Genomic DNA, 19,063 nt, shown 5'->3' on the forward strand with positions numbered 1-19,063 from the left:
TGATTGCAGGCATTGTTGGAGCGAGATTGTGATTGTAGGCGAACTCGATAAATCTAACTCATGCCTCTATCTCCCAATCTTCCAGACGCAAACCCTCAACACGGCTGAACTCGCGGGTATTGTGAGTTACAAGAATTAGGTTGTTGGCAAGAGCAATAGAGGAAATCAAAAGGTCATTAGGGCCAATGGGTGTTCCAGATGCCGCTAATTGAGCGCGAATTTGACCGTAAATTAGGGCAGACTGGTCATCAAAGGGAAGAGATATGAAGCGATTCAAAAAATCTTGCTGTTGGGCAAGCGATCGACCGGGATTGTTGCTTCTCATAGATCCATAGAACAGTTCAGTTTTAACAACAGAACATACTGCGACATCCTGTGAAGGTAGAGCCTGCAACCTTCGCAAAACTCCAATCGATCTGCCGTTCAAGTAACCGATACAGGTATTGGTATCCAGTAAATAAATCACAGCAATTCCTCTCGCTCTTCATATTCCCCTTGCTCTCCTCGAACTAAAGGTTCATCCTGAAAGCACCCGAAAGTTCTCTCAAAAAAACCGGGCGGCCAGCCTAAATCTTCCGGTGTTTTACCCTCAGTTGCTGGTGATATGGGCTGGAAAACTACAATAACTTCCAAATCTGTATCTTTGATACCACCCGGGATTTGCAAATGCAACATCCCGTCGGAACCAACGCGCGATCGCACTTTAATACTTTGCATAATTAACCAGCTAAATTTGCTTTCTATTCTAGTTTAAACAGCATAGGTTGGGCCAGTGCAACGAAACCCAACACATAATGCCGATCCGCCGAGTTAACGCAAATTCCACCTACACGCGCCTGCAACCCGCCGCGCGCACCCAGCCAACCCCAGCCTCAGCCGTAGGTGAGGCAATCCCCCCGCAGCCCCCGCTTCTCGACGCGGTACAATAAATGCAATCATACTTAACGCTGATATTGAAAAAGCTACACACAACGCCACAGGAGACAATGGACGTATGGGAAAAGTAGTTGGCATTGACCTCGGAACGACAAACTCAGTAGTAGCCGTCATGGAAGGCGGCAAACCGGTTGTGATTGCCAACTCAGAAGGGATGCGGACAACTCCCTCGGTGGTTGCTTTCACCAAGGAAGGAGAACGCCTTGTCGGACAGATGGCCAGACGCCAAACTGTTCTTAACCCGCAAAACACCTTTTACGCCGTCAAACGGTACATCGGACGCAAATATACCGAACTGACTCCAGAATCAAAGCGCGTCCCTTACACAACTCGCCGGGACGAAAACGGGAACATCAAAATCAAGTGTCCCCGCCTGAAAAAAGATTTTGCCCCAGAGGAAATTTCGGCGATGGTTTTGCGGAAACTGGCCGATGAAGCCAGCCGCTATCTGGGACAAGAGGTGACGGGGGCTGTAATTACTGTTCCCGCTTATTTCAACGACTCGCAGCGACAGGCGACGCGGGATGCGGGACGAATTGCCGGACTTGAAGTCAAGCGGATTTTAAATGAGCCGACGGCGGCTTCTTTGGCTTACGGTTTGGAGAGGCGAGAAAGTCAAACTATTTTAGTGTTTGATTTGGGCGGCGGTACTTTTGATGTGTCGATTTTAGACGTTGGAGACGGAGTATTTGAAGTCAAAGCAACTAGCGGCGACACTCAATTGGGCGGCAATGATTTTGACTCCAAAATTGTGGATTGGTTGGCAGAACAATTCTTAGAAAAAGAAGGAATTGATTTGCGTCGCAACCGCCAAGCTTTGCAGCGCTTGATCGAAGCGGCAGAAAAAGCCAAGATTGAGCTGTCGGGAGTGGGTGTCACCGAGATTAATTTGCCGTTTATCGATGCGAACGAAGACGGGCCTTTGCATCTGGAAACGCGACTAACTCGCGGTCAATTTGAGGGGCTGTGCACAGATTTGGTGCAGCGGTTGCGGCGGCCGGTGAAACAAGCTTTAGCCGATGCAAATTTGAGTCCTTCTCGCATTGATGAAGTTGTGCTAGTCGGCGGTTCGACTCGCATTCCTTTGGTGCAGGAAGTTGTTCGCAGTTTGATCGATCGAGAACCGAATCAAAATGTCAATCCCGATGAAGTTGTGGCGGTGGGTGCGGCAATTCAAGCGGGAATTTTGGGTGGCGATGTCCGCGATGTGCTGCTGTTGGACGTGACGCCGCTGTCGCTGGGTTTGGAAACGATCGGCGGGGTGATGAAAAAACTGATTCCTCGCAATACTACTATTCCCGTCAGGCGATCGGACATTTTTTCGACGGCTGAAAACAACCAAACTGTAGTAGAAATTCACGTAATTCAAGGGGAAAGGGAATTAGGCAGAGATAATAAGTCTTTGGGACGGTTTAAACTAACAGGAATTCCGCCGGCACCGCGAGGGATTCCGCAGGTACAAGTAGCTTTTGATATTGATGCTAACGGGATGCTGTTGGTGACTGCTTTGGACAAAACAACCGGCAGGGAACAAAGCATTACTGTGCAAGGTGCTTCGACGCTGACTCAGCAAGAAGTGAATCAAATGATTCGCGATGCGGAACAGTTTGCTCAAGCTGATAAGTTGCAGCGGGAAAGGGTTGAAAAACGCAATCGCGCTGAAGCTTTAGCTTATCAAGCCGAGCGGCAGTTGCGAGAAGTTGCGCTCGATCGCGGAATGCAGTTTGCTCAAAGAAGCCGCCAGCGAATTGAAACTTTAATTCGGGAATTGCGAGACAGTTTGGAACGCAATGATGAGCGGGGAGTTGACCAAGTTGGTTCGGATTTGCAGGATGCTCTTTACGATTTGAGCCGGGAAGTTTCCGCGTTTGCGATGGATGACGATGATGACGATTTCTTTGAGTCTGTGAAGCGGACTTTTACGGGCGACGGTACGAAGCGGCGCAGCGATGACAGCAGCTATTATACCAATGCTAAGCCGTACAGGCGCTCGACTGTCGATCCAATTCCCGATCGCCCCTACGATCGTATGAACGATCGAATGGGCGATCGAATGGGCGATCGAATGGGCGATCGCAGAAGCAGTGCTAATCGCCCGAGTCGCCCTTATCAAAATCAAAGCGACGATTGGGATGATGATGATGATTGGCTGTAATTAAAGGAAGAAGGAAGAGGGAAGAATGAAGAATGAAAATAGCGGATTTTCAGCATAAAATATGTGACGGCTCTTTTCCTAATTCTTCTCAGCTCCTTTTCTTTCTCCTCTACCCTACTGGACTTCTGTGAATTAGATAGAGATTACTCTGATAAGCAAGGAGAAAATTATGTTGTATGACCCATAGAGAACAATAAATCTGGGAGCCAGGTATTTATCTTTGTCAACTTGGCTACGAATTAACTAAATCTTTTCATTCGTCTGAACTTTATGGTATTACCAGTCAAATTCGCAGTGCATCTGTATCAGTACCCGCTAACATTGCTGAGGGATATGAAGGTGTTATTAGACAAGAGTATATTCGATATTTGCGAACAACTCTCGGTTCGCTCAGAGAACTGGATACTCATCTAGTGATTTCTGAAAGAGTCGGGTTAGCAGCACCATAAAAATCTCACCAGTTATCAAAGAACCAGATGAACTCACACAATTAATGGTCAGTACCATCAACAAACTCCAAGGATAAAACCTCATCCCTCTTCCTTCTTCCTTCTTCCTTCTTCTTTCTTCCTTCTTCCTTCTTCTTTCCAAAATATGCAGAACTTTCGCAATTACTATCAAATTCTGGGAGTTCCCAGAGATGCTTCGGCTGATGAGATTAAGAAAGCCTATCGACGGCTGGCGAGACAGTTGCACCCTGACGTAAATCCGGGGGATAAATCTGCTGAAGATAGGTTTAAGGATATTAATGAAGCTTACGATATTCTTTCCGACATCGACAAGCGAACTCAATACGACCAATTTAGTAAATTCTGGAAGCAAAAGGGATTTCAAGGCAAGCAAGGAGTGCGGCTTCCCAATTTTAAAACTTGGGGAAACAGTAAAGCTAGCCGTAAAAAACCGGGCGAAGATGTCGATTTTAGCGATTACTCGGATTTTAATAAATTTCTCGATCAAGTGCTAGGAAGACGCCGGGAAGTGAGGATGGCGACAGCGAACGATGCACCGGGAGTTGCCTCCTATGAACCGTGGAATACGGCTTCTAAGAAAACGAGTTATGTTGCTAATTCTCGGGATGCTAGAAGAGATATGGACGATCGCGAATTCAGAAGGGAAATTAGGGAAATTGACGATCGCGAAATCAGAAGAGATATTGACGCGAGGCTGACTTTGCGCTTGGAAAAAGCTTATGCCGGGGGAACCGAGCGAATTCGTTTGGAAGACGGGCGAGCGATCGAGGTGAATCTGCCTCCTGCTATGGTATCAGGCCAGCGGATTCGCTTGCGAAATCAAGGTATTGGCGGCGGAGATTTATATTTGAAAATCACGGTTTCTTCCCATCCATTTTTTCGGTTGGAAATGTCGGATATTTGCTGCGAATTGCCACTAACTCCCAGCGAAGCGGTGTTGGGGGGAGATATTGAAGTGCCGACGCTGGACGGGCTGGTAAAGATGAAATTGCCGCCGGGAGTAACGTCTGGAAAGCGGTTGCGGCTGGCTAACAAGGGCTATCCAACCGGAAATGGCGATCGGGGCGATCAATTAGTAGAAATTCAGGTGTTAATTCCCAAAGAAATTAGTGAGGAGGAACGGGAATTATACGAAAAGTTGCGGCAGATTGAGACTTTCAAGCCGCGTCAGGATTTATCGGTTTAATGTAGGGTACGCAATGCGCCCGTTTAATTTTGTAGGGGCGGAATAATGCGCGCCTTACTACTAATTGTGTACGAAAAACTAGGAGATGCTTGGCTAAATTTTACTCACATATCAGATTTAGCCACTTGGATGTAAATAGATGATAACAAATCCGTTGGTATCGGAATTATTCATCTCTCTCTTCTCTTCCTCAGCGCCCTCTGCGGCCTCTGCGGTTTAATCATTCCGAAACAACCGTAAACGATAGGATTTGTCGCCAGAATAGCCGATCGCACTTTCAGCAATCCTGGATCGCATAAGTAAAATTACTGTTGTGATTATTCCTGAACTAGCAGAGAATTAACAATAAGGTAATTTTCCCACAATCAGGAGCAGTCTGCCGCGATGACTCAAATGCCCCGTCAATGCACAAATCTGCAAGAGCAAGTTGAATCTTTACTGCAACTGCTGCGTCAGGAATCGTCTTTGCGACAACAAGATATCACTGCGGTACAAGCTTCTTTGAAAAAAGCAATTTCTCCCCAATTTGAAATCGTATTTGCCGGTGCTTTCAGTGCCGGAAAATCGATGCTGATTAATGCTTTGCTGGAGCGAGAATTGCTCTACAGTGCTGAAGGACACGCGACAGGTACGGAATGTTATATCGCCTTTGCCGATCCGGAAAAAGAGCGCGTTGTTCTCACTTTTTTGAGCGAGTTTGAGATTGGCCAGCAAGCTTCTGTGCTTTGCCATCAGCTAGGTTTAGCTACTGAACTTAATATTAATCAAACAGATGTAGTGTCGCTGTTGTCTCAGGGATGTAACATAATTATTGAAACGGAAGGCGGCGAAAATAAATCGGAATTAGCCAAACAAGCTAAGGCTTTGATGCTGCTGTTAGAAGGTTTTGATGCGAATCGCGATCGCATCCAAACACTCGATAACGCTACCTACTCAATGGAACAGTTTAACTTTTCCAATCTCAAAGAAGCTGCTAGTTATGCCCGTCGCGGTAGCAACAGCGCTGTACTCAAGCGGGTAGAATATTACTGTTATCATCCGCTGCTGGAAGATGGCAATATTATTATCGATACGCCGGGAATTGATGCGCCGGTGCAGCGGGATGCAGAATTGACTTATGATAAGATTGAAAGCCCGGATACTTCGGCGGTTGTCTGCGTTTTGAAAGCGGCTTCGTCTGGGGAAATGACGACGGAAGAAACCGAGTTAATGGAAAAGACGCGGGGAAATCCGGGAATTCGCGATCGGCTTTTTTACATTTTCAACCGCATTGACGAAACTTGGTACAACACTCAACTGCGACAGCGCTTAGAAAATCTGATTAATTCCGACTTTCGCGATACTGCTAGAGTTTACAAAACTAGCGGATTGTTGGGATTTTACGGCAGTTTGATTAAAAGTAGCACAGCGCGCGATCGCTTTGGTTTAAATACAATCTTTGCCAGCAGTCAAGGGCGAGTTTCTGGAGATGATAAATTAGATTCAGAATTCCTCGGTCATAGTGAAGAAACTCCGCAATTTGTTAGTGAATTTAATCGCTACTGTGCGAATTCCGGGAAGCTATCTCCGAGCAAATTTCGCATTTCAGTTAACAGCTACGAAACACCCAATGAAAACTACGTGCGGATTCTGGCAGAGCAAGGACAACCATTAATTGCTCAATTAATTCAAGATAGCGGTATCGAAGATTTTCGCACAGCCATCACCCGCTACCTCACAGAAGAAAAACGCCCGCAACTGTTCAAAAATCTCGCCGACGACTTGGAAGACTTGTGCATTCAACTGCGGAAACACTACCAAACAATTCAGCGGAATTTGGACAGCCAGCCCCGCGAAATTGAGGCGATGAAAGCACAGGAACTTTTACGCTTAAATCAAGAATTGCAGCAAGTCGGACAGGATTTTCGAGAACATATCGCCACAGAAATCAATGAAATGATTATGAATAAATGCGATATTTTTGACACCGACTTTCGGCAACTGCAATCTCGGATGATCCGGCGCTTGGATGAATTGCTAGATAGTTTTTCGGTTGAGGCAGCTTACGGTCGCACTGTGCTGACTCATCCCCGCAATGCTACAGCACCTTTAATTGCTGTTTTAGTTGAGGCGCTTTACTATTTAGCCAATCAGTTAGAAGATATTTTAGTAGAGTCTACGGCGTCGCTGGTTGCCAATTTTTTCCAGTATTTAAAAGACAGCGTTCGCAAGTCTGAATACTATCGATTACTTTATCGCTTGTTGGGTAACGACGGGGGAATTGAACAGCAGCTAGAGGAGTTGTCAAAGCGGGTTTCGGATGCTTTGGTAAATGCGGCGGGCGTTGAGTGCGATCGCTACGTGCGAGAAAGCCCCCGTTTTTACGACGAAGACACATTTTCGATTTATCAATTCCGGCAAACATTGCAGCAAACATCTCAAGGTTACGACTGCGAAAACATGGTAGAAGCCCAACCCGCAATTCGGCAATTGTTGCGACTAGATTTCGAGCCAAAAGTCTCGAAAACAATTCGACAAACTTTCCGGCAAACTGTTAATAAGACGCTGAAAGATCATTTGTTGCCGATGGCCCAAAAGCAAGCTGATGATATTTTGCAGAAATACAATCAAGCCCGCGATTATTTGGAGCAAACTTTGGCACAGGAGGCGGAGGAGAAAATTGCCCGCAACCAGCGACTGCAAGCGGAGAATGAAGAAAAGATCGAAAAGTACGATCGGGCGGTTTCTGGGATTAATAGTTGTTTGCAGGCGATGAAGTTGCACGAGCACTTGTTGCCCGTAATCGGACAAAATGATAGCGTTTCGGTGGATGGTGAATGATTGATATTTTGGAGGAAATCGGCGATTGGAAATCGCGGCTACACAGACAAAACCCGCCTTCGCGGGTTGAAGACATTCTCTTAGTCCGCGTAGGCGGACATTGTTTGTGTAGACGCGAATTCTATTCGCCGGGGCAATTGTCAAAAGAGAGATACTACTCTAAGATAGTTAGGATGAGAGTTTAAAGAACTTAAAGATTAATATGGAAGATAAATTTGATTTTCACAACTGCGGTAATGAGGATGCTTTATCTTTTGGTAACGCAATGCTTAAAGTAGGAAAACTCAAGGAAACAGTAGTAAATAGAGTTTTACCTGAGTATGGGTTAGGAGAGACACTCAATAAATCGTTAAAAGAACAGAACTTAAATATCGATGTACCTCTTGACACTCGCCAAAAACGTTTTTCATATGAGAAATGGTTTGGTGAAGGTATAGATTGTGAAATTCTCAGAGTGGGTGTTAATGGCTGGAAGAAAGGAAAGATTAAGCTCAAACTCAATGTCACTATAGAGTTTTGCCCAGATGAACCCGAAGTCGAAGAAACACCAGAAAACAACGAGTCAGAAAGTAGCAAACCAGAATCCCCCCTCGATGATTTGCGCCGCCAACTTCTCAATCAAGAAAACTCACCCAGCTAATCCATCAAACATCCGCGTTAATTCGCGTTCATCTGCGGTTAAAAATCATCATGACTAAAACCCCTAGAATCCCCATTCCCCCAGAAGTCAGAAAATATGTATTCACCCGCAATAAATACCAATGCCAAAGCTGCGGCCACACCAAACAAGAAACCCAACTGTCGATCGATCATATCATCCCCCTAGCGCGCGGCGGCAGCAACGACATCAGCAACTTGCAAACCCTCTGCGGCACCTGCAACCAAAAGAAAACAGACAAACTAGACCCGCGCTTCAGGCGACACTTTGACCTTTGATATTTAACAGTATAATAAAATCAGCAATTTAAGATTGAAATTGCTAACCTCTGTTCGATCGCACTTTTAATCCCTAGCTTGGATAACTGCAATGGTGACAAAAACAGTTGACGTGCAAGAAGCACAGACAAATTTAAAAGAGTTATTATCTCTAGCACTTAAAGGCATAGAGGTTGTTCTCACAGAAGGTGGTATTCCCCTTGTCCGTTTAGCGCCTATCGCCTCCCCAACTAAGCAGCGTACAGCGGGATTGCACGCAGGATCTATCTGGACAAGCGACGATTTTGATGAACCATTACCAGACGAATTTTGGACAGGGAATCTATGAAACTACTGCTGGATACTCATACCTTCATTTGGTGGGATAGTTCGCCCCAAAAGCTCTCCCGGAAAGCTCTTGCTTTGTGCCAAAACGCAGAAAATAATTTGCTTTTAAGCATTGCAAGTATTTGGGAAATACAAATCAATATCCAACTGGGGAAGCTGAGTCTCAATCTACCTTTACCAGAACTTATAGAAAGTCAGCAACAGACTAACAATATAGAATTGTTACCTATTGATTTAACTCATGTTTTAACTTTGGATAGCCTACCCAACCATCACAAAGATCCGTTCGATCGCCTGTTAATTTCTCAAGCGATTGTAGAAGACGCTGTGCTAGTGAGTGGCGATTCCCTACTAGCGAACTATCCCGTAAAAATAGAGTGGTAAGTCTACCATCTATAATACCGATAAGGATCGTCCCCATTCTCAAAATCCGTCTTGTAATCCCAGTGATAAAACTCCCGACTCGAACCGTTAAACACAGATTGATCCGCCTTAAAACTCGCCCCTAAATTAGCCAAAATCTGAGCATTTGCCCGAGTTTGCCGCCAGCGAGTAAAACGCAAATAAGTCTTAGTATCAGCATTCAAACTGTCCGGTTCAATTTGAGAAAAAATCGCCACGCCCTTACCAACTTTTACCCGACTTAACAAACCGTCAGCGCCGATTTCTCCCCCAGACTTAATCAACCAAGTATCGTAAAAAGAGCGCGATCGCAAATCAGAAGCGCTAACCCCCTTCACCTCATCCCAACTCGGAACCGCCAGCGAACCCCCAAAATCCTGCGCTTGCTGCAAACCCACGCCCAAATCCGCAACAGGCACTTGACGCGGCAAGAAAAACGCCTTCCCGCCAGCATTCAAATAACTGCGCAAATCTGCATCTTTCAGATTCGCTTCTGTCCCCACAATTGCCAAACCAACATCATTAGAAAGCGAATTAGCGCGCTGATAAATTACCCCCAAACTGTCCAGCATCTGTGCATCCCCATCTCCCCCAATTAAAACCACTTTATCGGCCTTTCCAACCACCGGAGAATTCATCCCGTAACTCACAATTTGTTGCAGTAACTGCGCCGCCCCAGCATCTACCGAATAATGGTCTTCCAAATCCAACTCGTTTAAAATCAACCGCCCTTTTCCGTAATCCAATTCCATCAGCGGCGAATAAGCTAAATCAAACTCAGATTCCAAAATTGGACGCCAACCGCTGCGGTGCGGTTTCTCAATAGAAGCGCTGCTGACACCGCCGCGATTTCCCCAATGCCAGCCGTACCAAGGCATATTTGCCGGACTCATTCTCGGCGCAGTTTGAATCGTATCTGGATAAGCTTCAACCAGCGTGCTTTCCCCCACCCAATCCCGCAAATCTTCACTGTCTAAACCGCTAATTGCCGGATGGTTGCTGTCAACTGGATAAGCGCGGCGGCCGACGTGACCGGCAACCCGGAAACCCGTATTTTCCAGCCATTCCCTGCGCTGAGGAAACACAATTGCTTGGCCGCCGTTTCGCACAAAACTTTCTAAACTTCCGGGCAATTTTTCCCCGGTTGAAAAGGCTTCCCTACCGATAACTAATAGCGAGGAAACTTGCGAACCGTTCCACGGCACAAGCTGATGACCTAACTGTTTTAACATTGCCGATGTTTTGCCCGCTGGATCGAAAATTGTCAGCGTATCCTTGACTTTGGCTGGATTGGGGAAAACGCGGAAAGCAAATGTATCAGAATGCGATCGATCGCCCACTCGCGCAGTCAAGCGAATTTCGCCGTCAGTCTTGCTAGAAATGGTATTTGGCAATTTTATGTCAATTGGAAAAAACAGCGTGCCTGCCGGGTCGATAATCCCTTTTTGATCGCCTTTTTTGACTTCTTTTCCCCCCACAAAAACCCGCCAATTAAACGCAAATTCTTGCGCCGCCCGCGTATCGTTAATTAACACTACTTGCTTTGCCAGTTTTCCGCCCACCCAAAAGTTGCGATCTTTTGCAGTAAAAACCGGACTAGCACCAGCAATCCAAGCCAAAGTCGAGCTATTATTATTCATAATTGCCTCGCCCCCAGGATGAATAGTGTAACCTTCTGGCTGCAAATAATTCAAAAGATTATTCGAGACTTGTTTCAAATAAACGCCCCGGCGACCAGCTTGAAATTCCCCAATATCCACCCGAGTTCTGCCAGCATCAGAAACTTCCCAACCGTGTCCGTCACTCCAAGGAATCATCCCGCCAGACATTCCAAAAGTCCGCCAACTCCGCCAAGTATTTGTACTGAATAACTGCTGCAACTTTTGAAAAGCGGGTGCAAAATCTAACTCCTTGTTAAGATGCCAGCTTTGATATTCCTGACCCTTGACAAATTGCTCGCGAATTTTAGCTTTATAAGCGGCAGTTTCCAACTCGTAAGCCTGCTTGCCAAAATAAATTGCTGCAAACTCAGTCATCCAAGGTTCGCTGACAATCACCCTATCGAAACCTTGGCGGTTTCGCATCATTGTAGCGAACAGCGGCGTCCCAAACTCGACTACCATGTAGGGCATTTCCCCGCTTTTGCTCCACTCAGAAATCCACTCTTCCCGCTCTTGTAAGGGAATCATATTTAAATAAGAATTCAACGCATAAACATCGCCGAAGTTTGCGCCTTGGTGTACCATCACAGGTCTGGTGGGGTCAGCGGATTTAATAGCAGCTAAAGCGTCATTTCCTAGGGGAGTGTTGACCCGCAAACGCTCGTTTTCCGACTGACTGAGAGTTCCTTCTACTTTAGTTTTCCCGATGCGGCGGGGATTTTGGTCGTCAGCGTTGCCGAAAAAATTAGGACTTGTCGTCCACATTAATACTGACGGATGATTGCGGTAGCGGCGCATTTCAGTCGCCATTCGCACTTTCCAGCGGTCTCTCCACTGGCGGTTTTTCCATTTGCCGTTCCAAGCGATAGAAGTAATATCTAATGCCGGGGTCATAATTGGAAAACCTTTGAGGTCTGCCCTTTCGGAAAACAGTTCTCGAAAGTGCCACCGACCGCGTTCGTCGTGATCCCAAGGCCAGGTTTGTACTATATTAAAACCTGCTTTAATGTAGCCGTTAATTAATTGGTCAGCAACTTCTACTGTGCCGCTTTCCCAAGAAATGTCTGAGTGCAAGGTTGGTCGGAGGCGAAACTCTGTTCCGTTTAAGAAAAATTTGCGCCCTTCTATCCAAAATTCGCGGAAGCCGAAAGGTTGGTCGTATTGCGTGTCAATGCCGCTGCCTTTTACTTCTAATTGCAGGGTGTAAAGGTTGGGTTGACCCGCATCCCAAAGTCGGGGATTTGGCCAGTCCCACTGCAATTTTACTGTTTGAATTGGTTTAGCTTGAACGCTGGCCGTGCCTGTAAATTTTTGTTCGACTTTGCCTTTTTCATCGAGCATTTGCGCGATGAGTTGAATTTGACCGTTTTGGGTAACGTCTTTGAGTTCTACATCTAATTTAACTTGCTTTTTTCTAGTGGAAGTTTGGACGAATACGTCGCTAACTAGCGGACCCGGGGGCAGGCTGAAAAGTCGCACTTCGCCGATGATTCCGCGCGATTGCAAGTTGGATTTTTTTGTGTAGATTTCTGTGGGGCCCATAATCACGGCTTTGTCTTTTTCCTCGGATACTGCCGCGACTAAAATAGATAGGGTATTTTGACCGGGTTTTGCTGCTTTGGTAATGTCAACATTGCCGTAAGGCCATTCGATTTGACCGCAGTTAATGCCGTTGACAAAGATGACTGCATCGGTGCTGACTCGGGCTAAGTCGATAAAGATGCGGCGGTTTTTCCAGTTGTCGGGAATGTTGGCTGTTTGCTGGTACCAAGCTTTTGAGAGTTGTTTGCTGTTGAAGTTTTCCCAATCTTTGCCGCTGCCGCGAGTGATGATTCCGGGTACGAATTCGTTGTTTTCTTCTTGCCAGTCTCCGGGAACCCAGATGGAACCCCAGCTTGGGGAGGCGGGGGGGTTTTGGGGGTTGCCAACTGCGGGGACAAATTGCCACGTTCCGTTGAGATAAATTTGATCGCCTTTGTTGTCGATCGCCCCGACGGCCGCGATGGTAAGATTGGGAAAGCCGATCGATATCGCTGAATTGCTCCCCGAGTTAGGATTTTGAAGGGCGTAACCGATGAATCCGAAGACGGTGGCGGCTGCGAAAAATAATCCGATAATTTTTGCCAGCTTGTGATTCACTTTAATTTGCTCCCAGAAATCGGCCGGTCCAATTTGTCCTTTCATTCATAATAAGCTGCTGCACAGATAAATTACTTGGTTTCGACGACTGGAGAAAGACGGAGAGTGAGAGAGTGCGAAAAATCTTCTTTTTTCCCTCAAAATCAATCCCTTAAATCCTTTAAATTTCTTAAACAATCCGTTGGCAAACTTCTTGCTTCTTCCTTCGCCAAATCTGTCTCGGGGAAGATGGCACGCCCAGACTAATGTGTTTGTATATAGAAAAAACAAATAATTAGTTGTAACAATGTTGTTTTATCGGCACAAGAACTAGCGCGAGCGTGCCATCGCTACAGGTCAACAAAAATGAGTCGCTTTCAGGTCTTGCCCTTACCCATTAAATCTTACAGCATTGCTACATTTAGTGCCGGCACGGCATTACTGCTGACAACTATGTTACTGTTGGCACTCAAGGCAACTCCTGCAATCTTACTTTTTGCAGCGGCAATGGTTAGCGCTTGGTATGCTGGCTTAAAGTCGGCAGAAAAAGAACTAGAAATAGAACGGAATATTATTTCAAAAGTAATTGACACGACGGCTTGCTTGATTGTAGTTCTCGACAGCGAAGGACGGATTGTTAGCTTCAACAAAGCTTGCGAAAAAACCACGGGATACTCGACAGCAGAAGTTCTCAACAAATATATTTGGGATCTGTTCTTAATTCCCGAAGAAATAGAGCCAGTTCAAATAGTTTTTACACAACTCAGCGCGGAACAATTTTACAGCGAATATCAAAATTATTGGCGCACCAAAAACGGCGATAATCGCTTCATTTCTTGGTCGAATACTGTGACTCTCAATAGCGAGGGTTTGGTAGAATACGTGATAGCAACTGGCATCGATATTACTGACCGCAAAGCAGCAGAAATAGCCCTGGCCTTATCCTACACTAACCTAGAAAGCCGCGTCCAACAGCGGACAGCAGAACTGACAGTAGCTAAAGAAGCGCTGCAAGCTCAAGAAGAACGATTTCGCTGTTTAAGTTCCTGTTCGCCTGTCGGCATTTTTATTGCAGATTTTGAGGGGCGCTACACCTATGCAAACCCGCGCTGTCAGGCTATTTGCGGCTTGAGTTTGACAGAAGTTTTAGGAGACGGTTGGGAGAAGTGCATTCACCCGGAAGACTGCGATCGCGTATTGGCCCGATGGCTGGATTATACTCGCGAAGGTGGGGAATATGCGATCGAATATCGCTTGCAAACACCAGAGGGGATTGTGCGCTGGATTAACGTTTGTTCCTCGCGGATGTTCTCCGACTCCGGCGAACTCATCGGATACGTGGGCACGGTGAGAGATGTCACGGAAAGACAACAAGCGCAAGCAGCTTTGGCAAGCAGCGAACAGCAACTGAGAACGCTGCTAGAAAATACACCAGACATCATTATCCGCACCGACAAAGAACTGCGTTATATGTATGTCAATCAAGCAGTTGAAAGAAGCCAAGGAAAACCAATTTCATTCTTCCTGGGTAAAACCAGTCAAGAAATAGGAATGCCGCCGGAACTGTGCCAAATGTGGGATGAAACCCTGCACAAAGTGTTAGAAACAGGTCAAGAAGAAATTGTCGAATTTCAGGCTTTCTCAATCAACGGCATCCGAAGTTATCAATCCCGCGTAGTTCCCGAATTTGACAAAAATGGCCTACCAGAATCGGCATTAATTGTCGCCCGCGATATCACAGAAATAAAACTTGCGGAAACTCAAAGATTGCAGTTAACAATCGAGCAAACAGCGAGAGAAAAAGCGGAAATAGAACAGCAGCGCTCGGCATTTTTAGCAGAAGTCAGCAAAATGCTGGCTGCTGCGTTTGACGGGGAAACGGTGCTGCAAAAGGTAGCAGAATTAGCAATAAATTCGATCGCCGACGGGTGCTGCATTCATTTGACCGAAACCGACTCAAAAGTGCGTCGAGTGGCTGCTGCTCACGCAGAAGCCTCTATAGTTGATAGTCTGAATAACTTGAGAATCCGCAGTCCGATCGCCGACAATGCTATTAACGGCTATCCGCTGGTAATCCGCACCGGAACATCCGAACTAATTGCCGAAGTGGATGAGGAAATTTTAGCAGCAGTCTCCGAAAATGCAGCAGAAATGGAAATATTGCGATCGCTCAATATCGGATCTCACGCTTGCGTACCGCTGAGGGCTCGCGGGCGGGTAATGGGTTCCATCACTTGCTTTACCTCAAAGTTCGGCCGCCGCTACAGTGCAGGAGACATGGCAATGCTAGAAGATTTAGCATACCGCGTCGCGATCGCCCTAGACAACGCCAGACTTTACGCAGAAGCGCAGCAAGCACTATCTCAAACATCGCAATCCTTCGCCTTAATTGACTCGCTGTTAGAAACATCTCCCCTAGCGATTTGCTTTCTCGATCGCCAAATGCGCTTTATCCGTATCAATCAAGTATTAGCAGAACTCCACGGTTTGCCCGCCGAACAGCATCTCGGTCAAGACTTCCGCCAATTGTTCCCAGAATCTGCAGCTAAATTTGCACCAATAATTCAGCAAGTTTTAGAAACCGGTCAGCCTGTTTTAAACGTAGAACTTAGCGGCGAACCTCCGGGAAAACCAGGATATTTCGGCTACTGGCTCGCCAACTACTACCCAGTGAAAAATGAAAGAGGAGAAATAATCGGAACAGGCCTAATTATCACAGATATTACCGCAGCCAAACAAACCGAATTAGCTTTGCGGGAAAGCGAAATGCGCTGCCGCAGCGTGGTAGAATCTAACATGATCGGCATCGGTTTCTGGGATGTCAGCGGCGAAGTTACTGACGCTAACGACGCCTTGCTGGAAATGATCGGATATACGAGGGAAGACTTAGTTTCAAGACAGATCCGCTGGCTCGAACTCACCGCGCCGGAATATTTAGAACTCGATCGCATCGCCATAGCGCAAGTCGAAACAGAAGGAATTTGCGTGCCTTTTGAAAAAGAATACCTCCGCAAAGACGGCACGCGCTTCCCAGTTTTAGTCGGGGGCGGAAACTTCCCAGGATGCACAGACAAAGGAGCATTCTTCGTACTCGATATCACCGATCGCAAACAAGCCCAAAACCAGCTCCGAGAAAACGAAATACGCATTCGCTACCAACTAGCAGAACTCGACTTAGTTTACAACACCACACCAGTCGGGCTGTGCTTTCTCGATACCAATTTGCGCTACATCCGCATCAACGAATGCCTCGCTGCCATCAACGGCCGACCGATCGCAGAGCACATCGGGCGCACCGTCAGAGAAGTGATTCCCGAAATGGCCGATATGCTAGAGCCGATTTACCGCCAAGTGCTGGCGACGCAAACCCCCGCGATCGACTTGGAAATTAAGGGCGCAACCGGGCAACAGCCGGGAGTTTTGCGGGATTGGCAAGTCAGCTTTTACCCCGTCAGCGATGAATCGGGAACACTGCTGGGGGTCAGCACCGTGGTTGCCGAAATCACCGATCGCAACCAAGCAAAACGGATAATGCAGCAAAGCGAAGCCATATTCCGGCGGCTGTTCGAGTCAAATATTTTCGGAGTCGCGATCGGCGATTTTAGCGGCCGCATCGCCTACGCCAACCAATGCCTGCTCAACATGGTCGGCTACACCCGCTCAGACTTGCTCTCCGGTCAAATGCGGTGGGACAAGATGACCCCCCCCGAATACCTGCACCTCGACGCCAAAGCGGCCGGGGAACTGCGGGCTAAGGGAGTCGCAACTCCTTTCAAGAAAGAGTACATCCGCAAAGATGGCAGCCGCGTCCCAATTCTGATGGGCGGGACGACCCTGTGCCCGAACGATCGCGAACCAGAGACGATCGTCGCATTCTACATCGACTTGACCGAGATCGCGCGGGTGGAAGCAGAACTCAAAAACAATCAAGAACGGCTGCAAATCGCTCAGCAAGCAGGCAAAATCGGAACTTTTGAATTGAACGTCCAAACCGGCGAGCTCGCGTGCACGCCGGAGTTAGAAGCTTTGTACGGGCTGCCGGTCGGCGGTTTAGACAGCTATCAAAGCTGGGTGGAAATGGTGCATCCAGACGATCGCGCTGTTACCGAACAGCAGGTAAAAGCTGCGGGGGCTTCCGGGGAGGAATTAAACATTGAGTTCCGCATTTGCCGCCCGGACAACAGCGTGGGCTGGATTGCTTGCAGGGCTAAGGTGTTTCAGGACGATCGCGGTTTGCCTTGGCGGACGATCGGGGTGAACGTCGATATCAGCGATCGCAAACAAGCAGAAGCCGCGCGATCGCACATCCATCAAACTTTAGAAGCCTTGATCCAGGCTTGTCCCCTAGCAATTACCGTTTTGGACTGCGACGACGGGACTGTGAAAATGTGGAATCCAGCCGCCGAGAGGATTTTTGGCTGGTCCGAATCAGAGGTCTTAGGTCAATTCGTGCCCAGCGTTCCCGCAGACAAACGGGAGGAATTCACAGCGAACTTGAAAGGAATTCGGGAAGGAAACGCGATCGCCGGCATGGAAACCCAGCGCCAAAGGAAAGACGGCAGCTCGATCGACATCAGTTTGTGGGCAACTCCAGTCCGCGACAGCAACGGCAACATCAACTGTATGTCGATCGTCGCCGACATCAGCGATCGCAAGCAAGTCGAGGCCCAACGGGCTCAGTTGCTCGATCGCGAACAGGCCGCGCGGGCGGAAGCAGAAGCGATCAACCGCCGGAAAGACGAGTTTCTCGACTCTCTTTCCCACGAATTGCGCACGCCTTTAAATGTGATTCAGGGGTGGGCGCAGATCCTGCGCGCCCACCCCTACAGCGAAGATAAATTAGCTTGGGGTTTGGAAGCGATTGAGCGTCAGTCGAAGGTGCAGATCCAGCTAGTGGAAGATTTGCTCGACGTTTCCCGGATTATTCAAGGCAAGCTGGCTTTGAAACCCGGCTGGTTTTATATGGTAAGGACGATCGAGGCGGCTCAGAATTCAGTTCGTTTGGCGGCCCAGGCCAAGTCTGTCACCGTTTCGTCTGAATTTGACCCCGCAGTCGGCTTGATGTGGGGCGACGCCCAGAGGTTGCAGCAGGTAGTGTGGAATTTGCTGAGTAACGCCGTCAAGTTTACGCCTTCGGGGGGAAATGTGGAACTGCGCTTGTCTGCGGTAGCTGTTAGCGATTCCTCATCACCCAATTACGTGCAAATTACTGTCAGCGATACCGGAAAGGGCATTTCTGCTGATTTTCTGCCCTACGTGTTCGATCGCTTCCGACAAGCAGACGGATCGAAAACAAAGGCTGACAGCGGTTTGGGACTGGGATTGGCGATCGTCGAACACTTGGTGCAACTCCACGGGGGTACCGTGACTGCGGAAAGTCCCGGTAAAGACAAGGGTGCGACATTTACGGTGACACTGCCGCTCAAACAGCCTCGGAATAAGCAGCGGCATTTGAGAGGAGAAAGGAAATCCGATCCGATGCGTCGGGGTATGTTGGCTGGTTTAAAGGTGGTGGTAGTTGACGACGAACCCGACAACCGCCAGTTTTTGATTGTTGCCCTCGAACAGTGCGGGGCGACTGCGACTGCGGCTGCTTCGGCTGCAGAGGCGATCGACATTTTACAGCAGTCGCCGCCGGATATTTTAGTCAGCGATATCGGTATGCCCGTTGAGGACGGCTACTCGCTGATCCGCAAAGTGCGATCGTCCGAATCCGACCAAATCAAGCGCTTGCCGGCTGTGGCGCTGACAGCTTATGCTACCGAACAAGACCGCGATCGGGCGATCGCCGCCGGTTACAACGAACACTTAACAAAGCCGATCGATCCTGCTCTATTCGCTGCCGTTTTAGCCAAGTTAACAAATTTGCAGTAGGGCGATCGGCGAGCTCTTGCCAACTCTGACCAAAAGTAATTTGGTCGCAAGTCCCCGGATTCATCAGGGGTCAATTCTTCAATCCTTCAATCCTTCAATCTACAATCCTTCAATCCTTCAATCCTTCAATCTACAATCCTTCAATCTAAAATCTAAAATCTAAAATCTAAAATCGATT

12 protein-coding genes are annotated in these 19,063 nt (G+C 47.6%); 9 read left to right on the forward strand and 3 right to left on the reverse strand.

All coding sequences use genetic code 11. The features are described 5' to 3' along the window. Nucleotides 1–58 precede the first annotated feature (58 nt). Both vapC and QUB30_RS26035 read right to left on the reverse strand, forming a co-directional pair. Nucleotides 59–466, reverse strand: coding sequence for a type II toxin-antitoxin system tRNA(fMet)-specific endonuclease VapC (gene vapC / locus QUB30_RS26030; RefSeq protein WP_333339497.1), 408 nt, complete (start codon nt 464–466; stop codon nt 59–61). Continuing rightward, a complete protein-coding gene (locus tag QUB30_RS26035; protein WP_333339500.1) occupies nt 463–717 on the reverse strand; it encodes a hypothetical protein in 255 nt (84 codons plus the stop codon). Before QUB30_RS26035 ends, vapC begins: the two co-directional genes overlap by 4 nt. 277 nt (nt 718–994) lie before the next feature. Between QUB30_RS26035 and dnaK the strand changes: the two genes are divergently transcribed. The 8 genes from dnaK (at nt 995) to QUB30_RS26075 (ending at nt 9,214) form a co-directional block, all read left to right on the forward strand. Further along, nucleotides 995–3,091 carry a molecular chaperone DnaK gene (dnaK, locus tag QUB30_RS26040; RefSeq protein WP_333339502.1) on the forward strand — a complete coding sequence of 699 codons (2,097 nt, stop codon included), beginning with the start codon at nt 995–997 and terminating at the stop codon, nt 3,089–3,091. Nucleotides 3,092–3,303: 212 nt separating this feature from the next. Next, entirely contained in the window at nt 3,304–3,540 is a 237-nt protein-coding gene (locus QUB30_RS26045) for a four helix bundle protein (RefSeq protein WP_333339562.1), read from the forward strand. Nucleotides 3,541–3,685: 145 nt separating this feature from the next. Next, a complete protein-coding gene (locus QUB30_RS26050) occupies nt 3,686–4,747 on the forward strand; it encodes a DnaJ C-terminal domain-containing protein (RefSeq protein ID WP_333339506.1) in 1,062 nt (353 codons plus the stop codon). A gap of 384 nt (nt 4,748–5,131) precedes the next feature. Next, the gene (locus tag QUB30_RS26055) at nt 5,132–7,567 is read left to right on the forward strand and encodes a dynamin-like GTPase family protein (protein WP_333339509.1); all 2,436 of its coding nucleotides are present in this window, start codon (nt 5,132–5,134) and stop codon (nt 7,565–7,567) included. Nucleotides 7,568–7,769: 202 nt separating this feature from the next. Then, a complete protein-coding gene (locus QUB30_RS26060) occupies nt 7,770–8,207 on the forward strand; it encodes a KGK domain-containing protein (protein ID WP_333339512.1) in 438 nt (145 codons plus the stop codon). Nucleotides 8,208–8,257: 50 nt separating this feature from the next. Continuing rightward, on the forward strand, nt 8,258–8,503 hold the full coding sequence (locus QUB30_RS26065; protein WP_333339515.1) for an HNH endonuclease: 246 nt from the start codon (nt 8,258–8,260) through the stop codon (nt 8,501–8,503). Nucleotides 8,504–8,594: 91 nt separating this feature from the next. Further along, nucleotides 8,595–8,831 (forward strand): toxin-antitoxin (TA) system antitoxin, encoded by a 237-nt coding sequence (locus QUB30_RS26070; protein ID WP_333060168.1) that lies wholly within the window; start codon nt 8,595–8,597, stop codon nt 8,829–8,831. After that, nucleotides 8,828–9,214 (forward strand): type II toxin-antitoxin system VapC family toxin, encoded by a 387-nt coding sequence (locus tag QUB30_RS26075; protein ID WP_333339518.1) that lies wholly within the window; start codon nt 8,828–8,830, stop codon nt 9,212–9,214. Before QUB30_RS26070 ends, QUB30_RS26075 begins: the two co-directional genes overlap by 4 nt. A 2-nt stretch (nt 9,215–9,216) precedes the next feature. On the opposite strand, the gene QUB30_RS26080 is transcribed toward QUB30_RS26075, so the two are convergent. Then, entirely contained in the window at nt 9,217–13,077 is a 3,861-nt protein-coding gene (locus QUB30_RS26080) for a sugar-binding domain-containing protein (RefSeq protein WP_333339521.1), read from the reverse strand. Nucleotides 13,078–13,377: 300 nt separating this feature from the next. Here QUB30_RS26080 and QUB30_RS26085 point away from each other — a divergent pair, with 300 nt between their 5' ends. After that, nucleotides 13,378–18,885 (forward strand): PAS domain S-box protein, encoded by a 5,508-nt coding sequence (locus tag QUB30_RS26085; RefSeq protein ID WP_333339524.1) that lies wholly within the window; start codon nt 13,378–13,380, stop codon nt 18,883–18,885. Nucleotides 18,886–19,063: the final 178 nt, after the last annotated feature.

It is taken from the genome of Microcoleus sp. BROC3, assembly GCF_036702515.1.
Taxonomy (GTDB): Bacteria; Cyanobacteriota; Cyanobacteriia; order Cyanobacteriales; family Microcoleaceae; genus Microcoleus.

Excerpts from the sequence above, each read along its gene's own strand:
- QUB30_RS26035 (WP_333339500.1), bottom strand. The coding sequence starts at position 717 with ATGCAAAGTATTAAAGTGCGATCGCGCGTTGGTTCCGACGGGATGTTG.
- dnaK (WP_333339502.1), top strand. The coding sequence starts at position 995 with ATGGGAAAAGTAGTTGGCATTGACCTCGGAACGACAAACTCAGTAGTA.
- QUB30_RS26050 (WP_333339506.1), top strand. The coding sequence starts at position 3,686 with ATGCAGAACTTTCGCAATTACTATCAAATTCTGGGAGTTCCCAGAGAT.
- QUB30_RS26055 (WP_333339509.1), top strand. The coding sequence starts at position 5,132 with ATGACTCAAATGCCCCGTCAATGCACAAATCTGCAAGAGCAAGTTGAA.
- QUB30_RS26060 (WP_333339512.1), top strand. The coding sequence starts at position 7,770 with ATGGAAGATAAATTTGATTTTCACAACTGCGGTAATGAGGATGCTTTA.
- QUB30_RS26065 (WP_333339515.1), top strand. The coding sequence starts at position 8,258 with ATGACTAAAACCCCTAGAATCCCCATTCCCCCAGAAGTCAGAAAATAT.
- QUB30_RS26070 (WP_333060168.1), top strand. The coding sequence starts at position 8,595 with ATGGTGACAAAAACAGTTGACGTGCAAGAAGCACAGACAAATTTAAAA.
- QUB30_RS26075 (WP_333339518.1), top strand. The coding sequence starts at position 8,828 with ATGAAACTACTGCTGGATACTCATACCTTCATTTGGTGGGATAGTTCG.
- QUB30_RS26080 (WP_333339521.1), bottom strand. The coding sequence starts at position 13,077 with ATGAAAGGACAAATTGGACCGGCCGATTTCTGGGAGCAAATTAAAGTG.
- QUB30_RS26085 (WP_333339524.1), top strand. The coding sequence starts at position 13,378 with ATGAGTCGCTTTCAGGTCTTGCCCTTACCCATTAAATCTTACAGCATT.